At 69.1% G+C, this 15,438-nt stretch carries 9 protein-coding genes; 4 read left to right on the plus strand and 5 right to left on the minus strand.

Features of this window, described 5'->3' with window-relative positions; translation table 11 throughout:
• Nucleotides 1–101 precede the first annotated feature (101 nt).
• Both LA521A_RS07345 and LA521A_RS07350 read right to left on the minus strand, forming a co-directional pair.
• Nucleotides 102–1,238, minus strand: coding sequence for an efflux RND transporter periplasmic adaptor subunit (locus tag LA521A_RS07345; protein ID WP_281781646.1), 1,137 nt, complete (start codon nucleotides 1,236–1,238; stop codon nucleotides 102–104).
• Nucleotides 1,235–4,444 carry an efflux RND transporter permease subunit gene (locus tag LA521A_RS07350; RefSeq protein ID WP_281781647.1) on the minus strand — a complete coding sequence of 1,070 codons (3,210 nt, stop codon included), beginning with the start codon at nucleotides 4,442–4,444 and terminating at the stop codon, nucleotides 1,235–1,237. The genes LA521A_RS07345 and LA521A_RS07350 overlap by 4 nt, the downstream gene beginning before the upstream one ends.
• 269 nt (nucleotides 4,445–4,713) lie before the next feature.
• Here LA521A_RS07350 and LA521A_RS07355 point away from each other — a divergent pair, with 269 nt between their 5' ends.
• Nucleotides 4,714–5,661, plus strand: coding sequence for an AraC family transcriptional regulator (locus tag LA521A_RS07355; RefSeq protein ID WP_281781648.1), 948 nt, complete (start codon nucleotides 4,714–4,716; stop codon nucleotides 5,659–5,661).
• A gap of 608 nt (nucleotides 5,662–6,269) precedes the next feature.
• Here LA521A_RS07355 and pgl read toward each other — a convergent pair.
• Both pgl and glk read right to left on the minus strand, forming a co-directional pair.
• The gene (pgl, locus tag LA521A_RS07360) at nucleotides 6,270–7,010 is read right to left on the minus strand and encodes a 6-phosphogluconolactonase (protein WP_281781649.1); all 741 of its coding nucleotides are present in this window, start codon (nucleotides 7,008–7,010) and stop codon (nucleotides 6,270–6,272) included.
• Nucleotides 7,011–7,053: 43 nt separating this feature from the next.
• Nucleotides 7,054–8,034 (minus strand): glucokinase, encoded by a 981-nt coding sequence (gene glk / locus LA521A_RS07365; RefSeq protein ID WP_281782049.1) that lies wholly within the window; start codon nucleotides 8,032–8,034, stop codon nucleotides 7,054–7,056.
• 363 nt (nucleotides 8,035–8,397) lie between these two features.
• On the opposite strand from glk, the gene LA521A_RS07370 reads away from it, so the two are divergent.
• Nucleotides 8,398–9,498 (plus strand): ABC transporter ATP-binding protein, encoded by a 1,101-nt coding sequence (locus LA521A_RS07370; protein ID WP_281781650.1) that lies wholly within the window; start codon nucleotides 8,398–8,400, stop codon nucleotides 9,496–9,498.
• A 3-nt stretch (nucleotides 9,499–9,501) separates the two neighbouring features.
• Here LA521A_RS07370 and LA521A_RS07375 read toward each other — a convergent pair whose 3' ends face one another.
• Entirely contained in the window at nucleotides 9,502–10,668 is a 1,167-nt protein-coding gene (locus LA521A_RS07375; protein WP_281781651.1) for a mechanosensitive ion channel family protein, read from the minus strand.
• Nucleotides 10,669–10,913: 245 nt separating this feature from the next.
• Between LA521A_RS07375 and smc the strand changes: the two genes are divergently transcribed.
• Together smc and zipA are read left to right on the plus strand one after the other, a co-directional pair.
• Nucleotides 10,914–14,417 (plus strand): chromosome segregation protein SMC, encoded by a 3,504-nt coding sequence (gene smc, locus LA521A_RS07380; RefSeq protein ID WP_281781652.1) that lies wholly within the window; start codon nucleotides 10,914–10,916, stop codon nucleotides 14,415–14,417.
• Between the two features lie 46 nt (nucleotides 14,418–14,463).
• The gene (gene zipA / locus LA521A_RS07385) at nucleotides 14,464–15,207 is read left to right on the plus strand and encodes a cell division protein ZipA (protein WP_281781653.1); all 744 of its coding nucleotides are present in this window, start codon (nucleotides 14,464–14,466) and stop codon (nucleotides 15,205–15,207) included.
• The last annotated feature ends 231 nt before the right edge of the window (nucleotides 15,208–15,438 follow it).

Consider the following 15,438-nt stretch of genomic DNA (forward strand, 5'->3'; position numbering starts at 1 on the left):
GATGTTTTGGTAGCCCGGGTAAGCGCAGCGCAGCCGGGATGACGCCCATCACGGCTGACCCGAGCGCGGCCTGCGGCCCACGCGGGCAACAAGAGTTCGCGTTACTGCTTCTTCTGCTCCGCCAACGCGCGCGCCTTCACCGGGCTTCCGTCCGTCAACAATGCATTGGGCGCCAGCACGACGGTGTCGTTCGCCGACACGCCCGACAGCACTTCGATTTCGTTCCCGAGGTTGCGGCCGAGGGTGACGTCGTGGAAAGCGAGCTTCCCGTTCGACACCGTCGCCACCTGCGCGACCGTGCCGCGCTGCACGACGGTGGAGACCGGCACGACGATCGCCGGCACCGCACGCTGCAGGTGCAGCGCGACGGTTCCGACCATGCCCGCCGGGATGCGGCTGTCGGGATTGGGCAGGCGCAACTCGGTGCGCATGACGCCGGCATCGCGCGAGATCGCCTGCGCGCTGCGCACGACCTGCGCCTTGAACGTCTGGTCGGGGAGTTCCGGGAAGGTGACGTCGCCTTCGACGCCGGGACGGATCTGCAGCGCCACGTTCTGCGGCACATCGACGACCACGCGCAGCGGATCGAGCGCGTTGATCTCGAACATCGGCTGCGCGCTCGCCGCATCGCCGACCACGCGATCGCCGCGTTCGACGTTGCGCGCCACGACCACGCCGGAGAACGGCGCGCGCACGGTCTGGAAGCCCTGGCGTTCGCGCGCCGCGGCCAGTCGCGCCTCGGCGGCGCCGCGCGCGGCGACGGCCACGTCGAAGTTCGCCTTGCGGTCGCTGTACAGCTCCTTCGAGATCGCGCCGGAGCCGATGAGCACCTGCGCGCGGTCGTAGTTCACCTTCGCCAGTTCCTGGTCGGCCTTCGCCTGCGCGAGCACGGCGGCGGCTTCGCGCACGGCCTGGTCGGATTCCGGCGCGGCGATCACCGCCAGCACCTGGCCCGCGACGACGCTGTCGCCCAGATCCGCGCGGCGCTCGCTCACGAACCCGGTCGCGCGCGGATACAGCTGCGCGGATTCACCGGCGAGCGCGCGCGCGGGCAGGCGCAGCTCGAACGCCGCGTCGGCCGGCTTGGCCTGCACGGTCAGCACTTCGGGAATCGTCTGCGCGGGCGTGGTTTCGGCCGAACTGCGGTTGCAGCCGGCAAGCCCGACGCTCAGCGCAATGGCGATCGACAGCGCGCTGGCGGCGAACAGGGCGGCCCGTGCGGGAAGGGCGGTCGTCATGGCGTAACTCCTGCACCGGCGTCGTCGGCGCCGGGGATGGCTTCGGGATGGGCGGCGTGGCGCACGGCGGCCGGATTGCGGCGACCGAGCACGGCAAGGATGGACGGAACCAGGATCAGCGTGGCCGGCGTGCCGAACAGCAAACCGCCGATGACCGCGCGGCCGAGCGGCGCGTTCTGTTCGCCACCTTCGCCCAGCCCGAGCGCCATCGGGATGATGCCGAGCACCATCGCGCTGGCGGTCATCAGCACCGGGCGCAGGCGCACGGCGGCGGATTCGTAGGCGGCCAGCTCCGGGTCGTGGCCGTCGGCGACGAGGCCGCGCGCGAAGCTGGTGACCAGCACCGAGTTCGCGGTGGACACGCCGATCACCATCATCACGCCCATCAGCGCCGGCACGCTCAACGGCGTGCCGGTGACGAACAAACCGATGGCGGCGCCGGCGATCGCGATCGGCAGGCCCGACATCGCCACCAGCGGCTGGATCCAGGACTGGAAGTTGACCACGAGGACGAGGAACACGAGCGCGGCCGACATCAGCAGGCCCGCGGCGAGTTCGCCGTACGCACTCTGCATCTCGCCGGCCTGGCCGACGATCTCGATGCGGTTGCCGGGCTTGAGGCGACCTTCCATCTGCTTCGTGATGCCGGTGAGCGCGTCGTATACCGAGCCCAGGTCCGTGCCCTCGACATTGGCCAGCACGCTGATCGTCGGCGCGAGCGTGGTGCGCGCGATGCTGGCCGGCACGCGGCGCGGCGTCACCGTCGCGATGTTGCGCAACAGCACCGCCTGGCCGTCGCTGCCGATGCGCAGCGGCGCGTTGAGCAGCTGGTCGATGCTGGTCATGTTCACCGGCGGCGCCTGCACCTGCACGGTGTAGGCGAGCGCGTTGACGGTGTCGGTCCAGTACACCGGCGACACCGTGCCCGCCGAACCGAGCACCGCGAGCACGGCGCGACTGGCCTGCTGCGCATCGAGGCCCAGCTGCGCGGCGCGCGTGCGGTCGATGTGCACCTGGTACTCGGGCAGGTCGAGCACCTGTCGAAGCGCGACGTCCACCGCGCCGGGCACCTGGCCGAGTCGCTGTTCGATGTCGCGCGCGATGGCGAGGTTGCCCGCGCTGTCGCGGCCGATGATGCGCACCTCGAACGCGGCGGCGGCCGAGCCCGCGAGCGTGCGGCTGGTCGCATCCGGCGGGCGCTCGAACATCTTCACGTCCGGGAATTTCTGCGCGATGCGGTGGCGGATCTGCGACAGGTATTCATGGCTCGGGCCGTGCGGCGTCTTCAGCTGCAGCATGATCTCGGCTTCGAACGATCCCACCACCGCGCTGTCCACCAGCGACAGGTTCACTGCGTCGGGCACGCCGATCTGCTCGTACACGGTATCCAGTTCGGCCGGCGGCACGATCCTGCGGATCTCGCGCTGGATCTCCGTCACGCGCGCCGCGGTTTCTTCGAGCCGCGTGCCGGACGGGAACCGCACCTGGAAGCGAAGCTGCCCCGCATCCACGTGCGGGAAGTACTCGCGGCCCAGCGACGCCGCGGCGAGGCCGCCGGCGATCAGCACGACCAGCGCACACACAGCGAGCACGCCGCCGTGGTGGCCGAGTTTCACCAGCAGCGCGTGGTGCTTCTCGCGCAGTGAATCCAGGCGATGTTCGACGACGTGGTTGATCTTCAGCAGCGCCTTTTCCGGCGCCCAGCGCGGGTTCGCGCGGCTCCTGATGTCCGCCGGCAACAGCAGGTAGCACAGCACGGGAATCAGCGTGCGCGACAGCAGGAAGGACGCGAGCATCGCGAAGATCACCGCCAGCGCCAGCGGCGTGAACACCCACGCCGACAGGCCGGTCATCAGCAGGATGGGCGTGAGCACGATGCAGATGGCGATGGTGGACACCATCTCCGGGAACACCACTTCCTTCGCGCTGTCGAGGATGGCGGTGCTCACGTCCTTGCCGAGCGCGATGTTGCGGTTGGTGTTCTCCACGTCCACCACCGCGTTGTCCACCAGGATGCCGATGGCGAGCGCGAGGCCGCCCAGCGTCATCACGTTGAACGTGTAGCCCAGCAGGCTGAGCATCGCGACGGAGGCCAGCAGCGCGAGTGGGATGGCGGACAGCACGATCAGGCTGGATCGCCACGAGCCGATGAAGACCAGCACGACCAGCGCGACGAGCAGGCCGACCAGCAGCGCTTCGTGGCGGATCGAACCGATGGCGTTGTCGACGAACACCGACTGGTCGAAGATCGGCTGGATGCGCGTGCCCGGCGGCGCGGACGCTTCGATTTCGGGCAGGCGTTCGCGCACCGAACGCACCAGCTCCACCGCCGATGCATTGCCCAGTTTGATGAGCGCAACGGCGACCGCGCTGGATCCGTCCATGCGCGCGACGTTGGTCTGCAGCGCGCCGCCGTCGCGCACGGACGCGACGTCCCGGACGTACACCAGCGTGCCGTTGCGCGAGGCGACGGGGATGTCGAGGAAGTCCGCGGCCGTCGCCGGGCTGGAATCGAGCGAGATCTGCATCTCGCGCGCGTTCTCGCGGATCGAACCCGACGGCAGGGTGGGGCTGCCGCGTTCCAGCGCGCCGGTGACGTCGGCCGGCGTAAGGCCGTAGGTCTGCAACGCGGCGGGATTGAGGTCGACCATGATCTGCCGCGCCGCGCCGCCGTAGGGCAGCGACATGCGGATGCCGGGAATGGTCTGGATCTGCGAGCGCAACTGCAGGCGCGCGTAGTCGTACAGCTGCGCCTCGGTGAGCGAATCCGACGACAGCACCAGCATCAGCACCGGCGTGGACGAGACGTTGTTGCGGATCACCAGCGGCGGCGACGTGCCCGGCGGCATGCGGCGCAGGATCGTCTGCGAGACCGAGGTGATCTGGCCGAGCGCGCGGTCCAGGCTCACGTTCGGCTGGAAGTCGATGCGCACGATGCTCGCGCCGTTGATCGTGTCGGAGCGGACTTCCTTGAGGTCATCGACCGTGTTGAGGATCGCCGCCTCGGAGAACGAGGTCAGCTTGGCCGCCATGTCCGCCGCGGGCAGGCCGTTGTAGGTCCACACCAGGTTGATCGAGGGGATGCCGACTTCCGGCAGGATGTCGGTCGGCATGCGCCGCGCGGCAAGGGTGCCGAACAGCAGGATCAGGATCGCGAGCACGCCGATGGTGTACCGGCGGCTCAGGGCGTACTGGACAATCCACATCGGGCGGACGGCCTCTGGTGGGCGAAGCGTCGGGGGAGGGGCGCCGCGCACCCGGGCGCGCCGCAGCCGCGCGGGTCGGCGTTGCAGGCGGGTCGGCGTGGGGCGTTCCGTGTACCGGCTACGTTAGTCCGCGGCGATTGCACGCGATAGTCCATTGCTGCTGGATCATTGCCCGATCCTGCAAATCCGCCCCAAGCCGGCACGATCGGCAACATCCGCCATAGCCCGGAAGTCATAATCGGGGCGGCTCACGGAACGCCGGAACTCCAATGCCTCCAGTCGATTCCCCGAACACCCGCGCCGGCTGCGCCGCGTTGCCGGAACTCGCCGCGCGGATTGCCCGATCGACACCGTCCGACGGCGTCCACGCCACCGCCTTCGCGCCGCTGAGCCTGGTCCGCCTGAGCGGGCCGACCGCGTGCACGCCGGCGGTGTACGAGCCGCGGCTGGTGATCGTGGCGCAAGGCAGCAAGACCGCGACGCTCGCCGGGCAGACCTACGTCTACAACCCGCTCAACTACCTGGTGGTGTCGGTGACGTTGCCGGTGACGGGGCAGGTGATCGAGGCGACGCCGGAGGAGCCGTACCTGTGCCTGCGCCTGGACATCGACCCGGACGACGTCGCGGCGCTGATCGCCGAAGCCGGGCAGTCCGGCCAGCCGCAGCCGCTTTCGTCCGATGCGACGCAGGGGCTGGACCTGGGCCTTTATGCAGCACGGGTCAACGCACCGCTGATGGATGCCGTGCTGCGCCTGATGCGCCTGCTCGATACGCCCGAGGATTTGCCGGTGCTCGGCCCGATGGCGCGGCGCGAGATCCTCTATCGCGTGCTGACCGGCGAACTCGGCCATCGCCTGCGCGCGTTGGCCACGACCGATACGCGCTCCAGCCGCATCGCACGCGCCGTCGCGCGGCTGCGCGAGGAGTACCTGGAACCGCTGAGCATCGACGAGCTCGCGCGCACCGTGCACATGAGCACGTCCTCGTTCCACCATCAGTTCAAGGCGGTGACGACCATGTCGCCGCTGCAGTTCCAGAAGCACCTGCGCCTGCACGAAGCGCGTCGCCTGATGATGGCCGGCGGCATGGAGGCGTTGTCGGCCGCGCGCCACGTCGGCTACGAAAGCCCGTCGCAGTTCAGTCGCGAATACAAGCGCCTGTTCGGCGCACCGCCGCGCTCGGAAGTCGGTCGCTCGCGCGGCGTGCCGCAGGTGTGACCGCAGATCGCCCGGTGTCGTAGCCCGGGTAAGCGAAGCGCACCCGGGAAGCCGATGGATCCAGTCCATCGCAGCTTTGCGATCTGATGCGCTTCGACGCCCCGGGCTACAGTGACGCCTGGCTTCCGCCCCCTCGGCCCGCATGGATCGCGACGAACTCCTCCGCCAACTCGCCCGCACCCGCGCGGGCCTGATCCGCACCTACGTGTTGCACGTGGTCTGGTTCGCGGTCATGTGCACCGCGACCGCGATGCAATGGCGCCAGGACGGCCTGACGGCCTCGGTCCTGCTGACGCTCGTGACGGTGCCGCCGGTGCTGTTCTACACGGTGCGCGCGCACCGGCTCTGCCGCGCGCTCGATCCACCTGCGCGTACCGTCGGCCTCGTGCCCGTGCTGATCATCACCGTGATCCTGAGCCCCTTCGAATCCGGCCTGGTGCTACCGCTGAAGAACCTGCTCGCGACCAATCGCGTGCTACGCACCGCGCGTGCAGCGAACCACGCGCGCATTCAAGACAGCGAAACCGTCTTCGCCGCACGACGCCCTGGGCGTCGTAGGCCGGGTAAGCGAAGCGCACCCGGGGAATGGAACGCGTCCGCGCGGCGCTTCACGCGCACCAATGCACGTCCAGCGGCGTGCCATAGCTGCTGTCCAGCGTCACCAGCACCGGCCACCGCTGCCGGTCGCCCGCGGCGACGGCCTGCTCGAACACCGCGCGCTTCCGTTCGCCCTGGATCAGCAGCAGGCGATGCGCGATGCGCGCGATCCCGCGCGGCGTGAGGCTGATGCGACGCGTCCACTGTCGCGCGCCCGGGCACCCCTGCGCGTCGACGGCGACGTAGTCGCGCGGGCTGGCGAGGACGCGTTCGGCGTCGTTCATGCCGGGGAACAGCGATGCCGTATGCCCGTCATCGCCCATGCCGAACACGGCGACCGTCGCTTCGCGGCGCGCGTGCGCGTTGGCGGTGGCGACCGCGCCTTCGAGGTTGCGACCGGCCTGCGTCATCGGTTCGAAGTGCGCGACGGCCGCGTGGTCGCGCAGGAATTCGCGATGCACGAGGTACGCGTTGCTGTCCGGATCGTCCGGCAGCAGCCAGCGTTCGTCGACGAGGCCGACGTCCACGCGCTCCCAGTCCAGCGGCGCCTGCGACAGGGCGCGGTAGACCGGGCCGGGCGTTTCGCCGCCGGACAACAGCAGCCGCGCGCGCGGCTGGACGATCAGCTCGCGGCGCAGTTCCGCCGCGATGGACACCGCCGCCGCCCAAGTCCAGACCTCGCGGTTCGCGTGGGCATGGAAGACGTACGTCGCCCCGGCTTCGGGCGTCGGAAGGGGCGTGCGGTCGGCCATGCGCCGGATCCTCGCACAGCGCCCCGAAAGACCACGTGTGGTGTCAGGTGCCTTCCAGGGCCAGCGCGGCGGCGCCCAGCAGGCCCGGTTGCGGGTGGATGACCGCGAGCGTCGGGATCCGCGCCATCACCGGCGAGAAGCGGCCCTTGTATTCGAAGCGCTGGCGGAAGGCCGAATGGGCGATGGACGGCAGCAGCTTCGGCACGAGGCCGCCGGTGAGGAACACGCCGTCCCAGGCGCCCAGCGTCAGCACCAGGTCGCCGGCGGCCGCGCCGAACACCGCGCAGAACACGTCGATCGTGCGCAGGCTGCGCTCGTCGCCGCCTGATGCGCGTGCGGTGATGTCGGCCGGCTTGAGCGGGCCGGGGTCTTCGCCGGCAATGTTGCTCAACGCGCGGTGCAGGTTCACCAGGCCCTGGCCGCTCACCAGGCGCTCGTTCGACACGCGGCCGAATTCGGCGGACATCTGCTGGAGGATCTCGATTTCCTCCGGCGAGTTCGGCGCGAAACTCACGTGGCCGCCTTCGGTCTGCAGCGGAAAATAGCGGCCGCCGCGGCGCAGCAGCCCGCCCACGCCCAGGCCCGTGCCCGCGCCGATGATGCCGAAGGTGCGGTCCTGTGCATCGTGGCCGTTCCAGCCGATGCCGCCGACCGGCACCACGTCTTGCGGGCGCAGCAGCGACGCGCCCATCGCCTGCGCGGCGAAGTCGTTCACCAGGCGCAGCGAGGTCAGGCCCAGCGCTTCGCCGGTCCGCGCGGCGGAAATCACCCAGGGATGGTTGGTGATGCGCGCCTCGTCGCCGTCCACGCGGCCTGCGACCGCGAACACGCCGGTGCTCGCGATGGCGCCGGTGGTGTCGAGGTAATGGCGCGCGGCGTCGGCCAGCGAGGGGAAATCGGCGACCACGAACTCGCGCACGCTCTCCATCAGCAGCGGATCGACCGCGTCGGGTCGCGCGAGCGCGAACCGCGCGTTGGTGCCGCCGATGTCGGCGAGCAGGGCGTGGGTGTCGGTCGGGGGGATCTCGCTCAAGGCATCACCGGAAGGCATCAACGCGGATGGGTCCGCAGCGTAATGGAGCGGCCGGCGCCTGTCTGCGATGCCGTCGCGCCGGGCCGTGCGGCGTGCGCTGAATACGAAATCAGTGCCGCGGTCGTGCGGGGAGAAAGAACGCGGCGGGATCCGATGCCGTGGGAGGGAAGGGCAACGGATCCCGTCGCGAAAAACGTCCGCGTTCCGGCCCCGTGGTCGGGCGTCGTCGGCGGGTGATAGGCATGAAAACGGTTACATGGCAGGATAACGAAGGCCGGCGCCATTTGCATTGCCGGAACGAACACAATGCGAGCGCCGTCCCGCTTGGACCGCAGGGCTCACCCGAGGAACTCAATGGCGAAGGTCACGCTGGATCGTCTGCGCAAGGTTTATCCCAACGGCTACGTGGGCGTGGACGACGCGACCTTCGACATCGGCGATGGCGAACTGCTCGTGCTGGTGGGGCCTTCGGGCTGCGGCAAGTCGACGCTGCTGCGCATGATCGCGGGGCTGGAGACGATCACCTCAGGCGAACTGCGCATCGGCGATCGCATCGTGAACGACGTGGCGCCCAAGGACCGCGACATCGCGATGGTTTTCCAGAGCTATGCGCTGTATCCGCACATGACCGTCGCCGAGAACCTCGGCTTCGGCCTGAAACTGCGCGGCGCGCCGAAGGACGAGATCAACCGGCGCGTGAACGAATCGGCGCAGATGCTCGAACTGGAATCGCTGCTGGACCGCAAGCCGGCGGCGTTGTCGGGCGGGCAGCGCCAGCGCGTCGCGCTCGGTCGCGCGCTGGTCCGGCAGCCGCAGGTGTTCCTGCTCGACGAACCGCTGTCGAACCTCGACGCGAAGCTGCGTGCGTCCACGCGCGTGGAAATCGCGCGCCTGCATCGCAAGCTCGGCACGACGATGATCTACGTCACGCACGACCAGGTCGAGGCGATGACGCTCGGCCAGCGCATCGTCGTGCTCGACAAGGGACGCATCCAGCAGATCGACACGCCGATGGCGCTGTACAACCGCCCGGCGAACCTCTTCGTGGCGACTTTCCTCGGCAGCCCGAAGATGAACCTGCTGTGGGGCGAGGTCGTGGAACGCGGCGACGATCTTGCGCTGCGCATCGCGGAAAACGTCGAGCTTCCGCTGCATCCCGAACCCGGGCTGCGCGAACGCGTGCGCGGCTACGTCGGTAAGCAACTGACCGTCGGCCTGCGCCCGGAAGACCTCACGCTCGCCGCGCCCGGTCCGGGACACCTGCAGGCGAAGGTGGAAACCGTCGAGCCGGTCGGCAACGAGGCGTTCCTCAACCTCGGTTGCGGCGGTTGCGAACTGATCCTCCGCCTCCCGCCGCGAAGCCTTCCCGCCGCAGGCGACATCGTGCACCTGGGCCATCACCCCGAGCACATGCATTACTTCGATCCGGAGAGCGGGCGGAGCCTGCGCGGCTGATCGTCAGCCGGGGTGCGTCGTTTCGCGCACCACATCCGCCGCATTCACATCCTCCGCCCCCGGCGAGGTCGTCGTCGCCGCGGGTACATGCGCCCGGTACACCCGCGAGTCCGCGTCCTCTGCCGCGCGGATCGCCCGCGCGACGCGCACGCGCGGCAACGCGTACGGGTGCGAGGCGTTGAGGAATTCGATCATGCGTTCGCGCACGGCGCAGCGCAGGTCGAAGAGGTCGCCGGAGTTGCGGGCGCTCACCAGCAATCGCACCTGCACGGTCGAGCGGTCCGAGTCGGTGATCTGCGCGACGCAGACGCGGCCATCCCAGCGCTCGTCGGTTTCGCAGATGTGTTGCAGCGCCTTGCGTACTTCGCCCATCGGCGTGCGGTAGTCGAGCCACAGGAATGCCGTGCCGAGCAGTTGCGACGTCGTGCGTGTCCAGTTCTCGAACGGGTTTTCGATGAACCATTGCAGCGGTACCACGAGGCGGCGTTCGTCCCAGATGCGCACGACCACGTAGGTGCTGTCGATTTCCTCGATGCGGCCCCATTCGCCCTGCACGATGACCACGTCGTCCAGGCGGATCGGCTGGGTGAGGGCGATCTGCAAGCCGGCGATGAGGTTGCCGAACACCGGCTTGGCCGCGATGCCCGCCACCAGGCCGATGATGCCGGCCGAGGCGAGCAGGGTCGTGCCGAGCTGGCGGATCGCGGGGAACGTCATCAGCGCGATCGAGACGCCGCCGAGGATGACGGCGCCCTGGGCGATGCGGCTCAACACACGCGTCTGCGTCTGCACGCGTCGGGCTTCGAGGTTGTCGGCGACCTCCACCGGGTGCTGGCGCAGGATGCGTCGCTCGATCGCGCCGATCGCCCGCACCAGCAGCCAGGTCACGCAGAGCAGGCCGCCGACGCCGAGCCAATGCTGGATGCGGTCGATCCAGTCCTCCGGCAGCGGCACGGCCCGCACCGCGATGCTGAGGAAGAACAGCGGCAGCGCCACGGCCGCGGGCAGGGCGATGACCTGCACGATCCGGGCGCGCATCCGCGTGGCGAGGTGGGCATCCGCCCGGCGAGCCAGCGCCAGCAGGGCGCCATGGACCACCAGGCCCAGCACCAGCGCGATCGTCAGTGGCCACGCGATCGCGCCAGCCTGCAACCAGAAACCTCGATCCATGGCCCCAGCCTCGCAGCGGCGCCGTAAATGCCGCGTCGACCGGACCCGCCTGCCGTACGGGGCCTGTCCCGACGGGCCATCCGGCCCCGCAGCGCCGGCCAGCCTCGCTATACTCTTTCATCTTTCGGCTGAAACGCCGAACCTTCGCTATACCGATCAAGCAGTTAGCGTAGATAAGTCATCCACCTCACGAGGATGCGCGCGCGGTCAGGCGACACGCATCGAGCCCGAGAACCCATCGACGCATGCGTCTGTCCACGATCAAGCTGTCCGGCTTCAAATCCTTCGTCGATCCGACCACGCTGCATTTGCCGACCAACATGACCGGCATCGTCGGTCCCAACGGCTGCGGCAAGTCCAACATCATCGACGCCGTGCGCTGGGTGATGGGCGAGAGCTCCGCCAGCCGCCTGCGCGGCGATTCGCTGACCGACGTGATCTTCGCCGGTTCCTCGGCACGCAAGCCCGTCTCGCAGGCGATGGTCGAGCTGATCTTCGACAACTCCGACCACACCATCACCGGTGAATACGCGGCGTTCAACGAGATCTCGGTCAAGCGCACCGTCAGCCGCGACGGCAGCAACCAGTACTACCTCAACGGCGCCAAGTGCCGCCGCCGCGACATCACCGACCTGTTCCTCGGCACGGGCCTGGGCCCGCGCAGTTACTCGATCATCGAGCAGGGCATGATCTCGCAGGTCATCGAGGCCAAGCCCGAGGAACTGCGCGTCTACCTGGAAGAAGCCGCCGGCATCTCCAAGTACAAGGAACGGCGCAAGGAAACCGAAACGCGCATCCGCCACACGCGCGAGAACCTGGATCGCCTGAACGACCTGCGCGAGGAAGTCGGCAAGCAGCTCGAACACCTCAAGCGCCAGGCGCGCCAAGCCGAGCAGTACCAGGCGATCCAGGCCGAGCGGAAGGTCAAGGACGCGCAGTGGAAGGCGCTGGAACACCGCGCCCTCGACCAGAAACTGCAGGGCCAGCGCGAGAAGCTCGCGCAGCAGGAAACCCGCCTGCAACAGCTCATCGCCGAACAGCGCGAGGCCGAGCGCGAGATCGAAGTCGGCCGCGTGAAGCGCGAAGAGGCCGCCGAGGCGCTCAACAAGGCGCAGGCCGCCAGCTACGAGGTCAGCGGTTCGCTGGCCCGCATCGAACAGCAGATCCAGCACCAGCGCGAAATGGCCAGCCGCCTGCACAAGGCGCGCGACGAGGCCATGACCGCGCTGGCCGAGCTCGGCCAGCACATGGGCAGCGACCAGTCCAAGCTGGACGTGCTTCGCGAAGCCGTGGGCGAGTCCGAACCGCGCCTGGAGCAATTGCGCGAAGAAGACGTCATGCGCCAGGAGACGTTGCGCGAGGCCGAGGCCGCGCTCACCGACTGGCAGCAGCGCTGGGAAGCGCACAGCCGCGCGCAGGCCGAGGCCTCGCGTGCCGCCGACGTGGAGCGCACGCGCATCGAGCACCTGGACCGCCAGGTACTGGAAGCCGATCGCCGCCGCGAATCGCTCAATGCCGAACGTTCCGGCCTCGACCTGACCGCGCTGTCGGACTCGTTCGCCGAGCTGCAGGAAAAGCACGAAACGCAGAAGTTCTCCATCGACAGCCTCAGCGAGGAACTGGAGACGCGCAAGGGAACGCTGGCGCAGCTGCAGGAACAGCAGCGCACCACGCAGTCCGAACTGGCCGATGCCCGCAAGCAGGCGCAGGCCGCGCGCGGTCGGTTGTCGTCGCTGGAAACCCTGCAGCACGCGGCACTGGGCCAGGAGCAGGGCGCCGCGCTGGCCTGGCTCAAGGCGCGCGAACTGGATTCGGCCACGCGCGTGGGCGAAGCGCTCGACGTCGATGCCGGCTGGGAAAACGCGGTCGAAAGCGCGCTCGGCCAGATGATCGAAGGCGTGCTGGTCGAATCGCCGGAAACGCTGGTGGAAGCCATCGGCGAACTGGGCGAAGGGCGCCTCGCGCTGGTCGATCCGCAGAACGATTCGGTGCAGTTCGCGCCGACGTCGCTCGCATCGAAGGTACGCGGCCCGATCGCGATCCGCCGCATCCTCGCGAAACTGCATGCGGCCGACGACCTGACGCAGGCGCGCGCGTTGCTGCCGCAGCTGGGCGAAGGCGAATCGGTCATCACCCGCACCGGCGAGCGCCTCGGCGCGGGCTGGGTGCGCGTGCTGCGCTCGGGCGCGGCCCAGCAGGGCGCGCTGCTGCGCGAGCGCGAAATCCAGACGCTGCGCGGCGAAATCGAAACGCTGCTGTCGCGCGAAAAGGAACTCGAATCGCTGCTGGTCCAACTGCGCGACCGTACGCTTGCCGCCGAGCAGCAGCGCGAGGACGCGCAGCGCACGCTGTACATGGCGCATCGCAGCGTGTCCGAGCTCGCGGGCCAGCTGCAGAGCCAGCAGGGCCGCCTCGACAACGCGCGCTCGCGCATCGAGAAGATCGACGCCGAACTCGCGCAGCTCGAACAGACGCTGGAAGCCGCGCAGGACCAGGGGCGCGAGGCACGCAACCGCCAGGAAGAGGCGGTGGTGCGCATGAGCGAACTGGAGGACACGCGCCACGCGCTGGAAGGCGAACGCCGCAACCTCACCGACGCGCGCGACCAGGCCCGCAACATCGCCCGCGAAACGCGCGATACCGCGCATGCGCTGGCGCTCACGCTGGAGTCGCAGCGTACGCAGATCGCCGCGCTGGAACAGGCGCTGTCGCGCATGGGCGGCCAGCGCGGCCAGCTCGATACGCGGCTGGAGGAACTCTCGCTGCAGCTGGCCGAAGGCGACGATCCGGTGGTGACGCTGGAAGAACAGCGGCAGGTCGCGCTGGAGCAGCGCGTGCTCACCGAGCAGAACCTCACCCTGGCGCGCACCACGCTGGACGGCATCGACAACGACCTGCGCCGTTTCGAACAGGTCCGCCACCAGCGCGACGACCAGGCGATCCAGCAGCGCGAAGCGATCGGGCAGCGCCGCCTCGAACAGCAGGCGCTGGTGCTGAAGGCCGAGCAGCTCGTCGCGGCCGTGGTCGAAGCCGGCTTCGTGCTGGAAGACGTGTTGAACACGCTCACCGACGACATGGACGTGGACGTGTGGGGCCGCAGCGTCAACGAACTGGACGCCAAGCTGCGCCGCCTGGAGCCGGTGAACCTCGCCGCCATCGCCGAACACGCCGAGGCCGAGCAGCGCAAGGACTACCTCGACGCGCAGAACACCGACCTCACCACCGCGCTGGAAACGCTGGAAGAAGCCATCCGCAAGATCGACCGCGAAACCCGCGGCCGCTTCAAGGACACCTTCGACCGCGTCAACAGTGGCGTGCAGGAGCTGTATCCGCGCCTGTTCGGCGGCGGCCACGCGTACCTGGAACTCACCGGCGAGGACCTGCTGGACACCGGCGTCTCGATCATGGCCCGCCCGCCGGGCAAGCGCGTGTCGAACATCTCGCTGCTGTCCGGCGGCGAGAAGGCGATGACCGCCGTGGCGCTGGTGTTCGCGATCTTCCGCCTCAATCCCGCGCCGTTCTGCCTGCTCGACGAGGTGGACGCGCCGCTGGACGAAGCCAACGTCGGGCGCCTCGCGCAGATGGTCAGCGAGATGAGCGAGGCGGTACAGTTCCTCTTCGTCACCCACAACAAGGCGACGATGGAAGCCGCGCAACAGCTGTCGGGCGTGACCATGCGCGAGCCGGGCGTCAGCCGCCTGGTGTCGGTGGACCTGGCCGAGGCCTCGCGACTGGCAGGCGTGGCGTGACCGGCCGCGTGTTCCGTGCAAACCCCATCGTGAAGGAGTCCATCTGATGTCCGACGTGACCCTGCTGCGGATCGGCATCCTGATCGCGGGACTGATCCTCGTCGCCGCCATCGTCTTCTTCGGCCGTCCGCGCAAGCCGGGGCAGGGCAAGCGCCTCCCGCGCGAACCGGCGTCCTCCGCCGGCGCGCCGCGCCAGGAACCCACGCTGGGCGAGCAGATCGAACGCGACGCAGCGCAGGGTGCGGCGGGCGGCTCGACCGCGCAGGCCGAACTGGAGCTGTTCGACCGCACGCTCGAAGGCGGCGCGAACAGCGAACTCGGCCGTCGCGTCACCGAGGAATTCGACAAGATCGTGACCCTGTACCTGGCCGCCCGCGCCGGACAGAAGCTGCACGGCCCGGACATCGTCGTCGCCGCCGAAAAGGCCGGCCTGGTCTACGGCTACATGGGCGTGTTCCACCGCCTGGTCGAGAACCACCCCGACCGCGGCCCGGTGTTCAGCGTGGCCAACATCATGAAGCCCGGCAGCTTCGACATGGCCAACATCCAGTCGATGGAAACGCCGGCCATCGCGTTCTTCCTCACGTTGCCCGCGCCGGTGAACGCGCTGGACGCGTGGGAGACCATGCTGCCCACCGCGCAGCGCATGGCCGAACTGCTGGACGGCGTGGTGCTGGACGAACAGCGCAACGCGCTCGGCCGCCAGCGCATCGCGCACATCCGCGACGAACTGCGCGCCTACGACCGCCAGCGCGAAGCCCCACCGCTGACGAAGCCGGCGCGCTGGTGATTGCGAGACACCTCATTGCGTTCAACGCGATGACGATTTGAGCCCCTCTCCTCCGGAAGAGGGGTTGGGGTGAGGGTCGGGGCGTGCGGTGCACTGACGATCGCTCCAGCTGAAGGCCACTACGCGGCAGCGTCTTCGCCGATACGCGAGCCCAGCAATCGCTGCAAACCAGGCAGCCCGGGGCCCGGCTTTCGCCGGGATGACGGTGTCATCGAAGGATCCGCGTACCAT

Origin of the sequence: Lysobacter auxotrophicus (assembly GCF_027924565.1) — a bacterium.
Taxonomy (GTDB): Bacteria; Pseudomonadota; Gammaproteobacteria; order Xanthomonadales; family Xanthomonadaceae; genus Lysobacter_J; species Lysobacter_J auxotrophicus.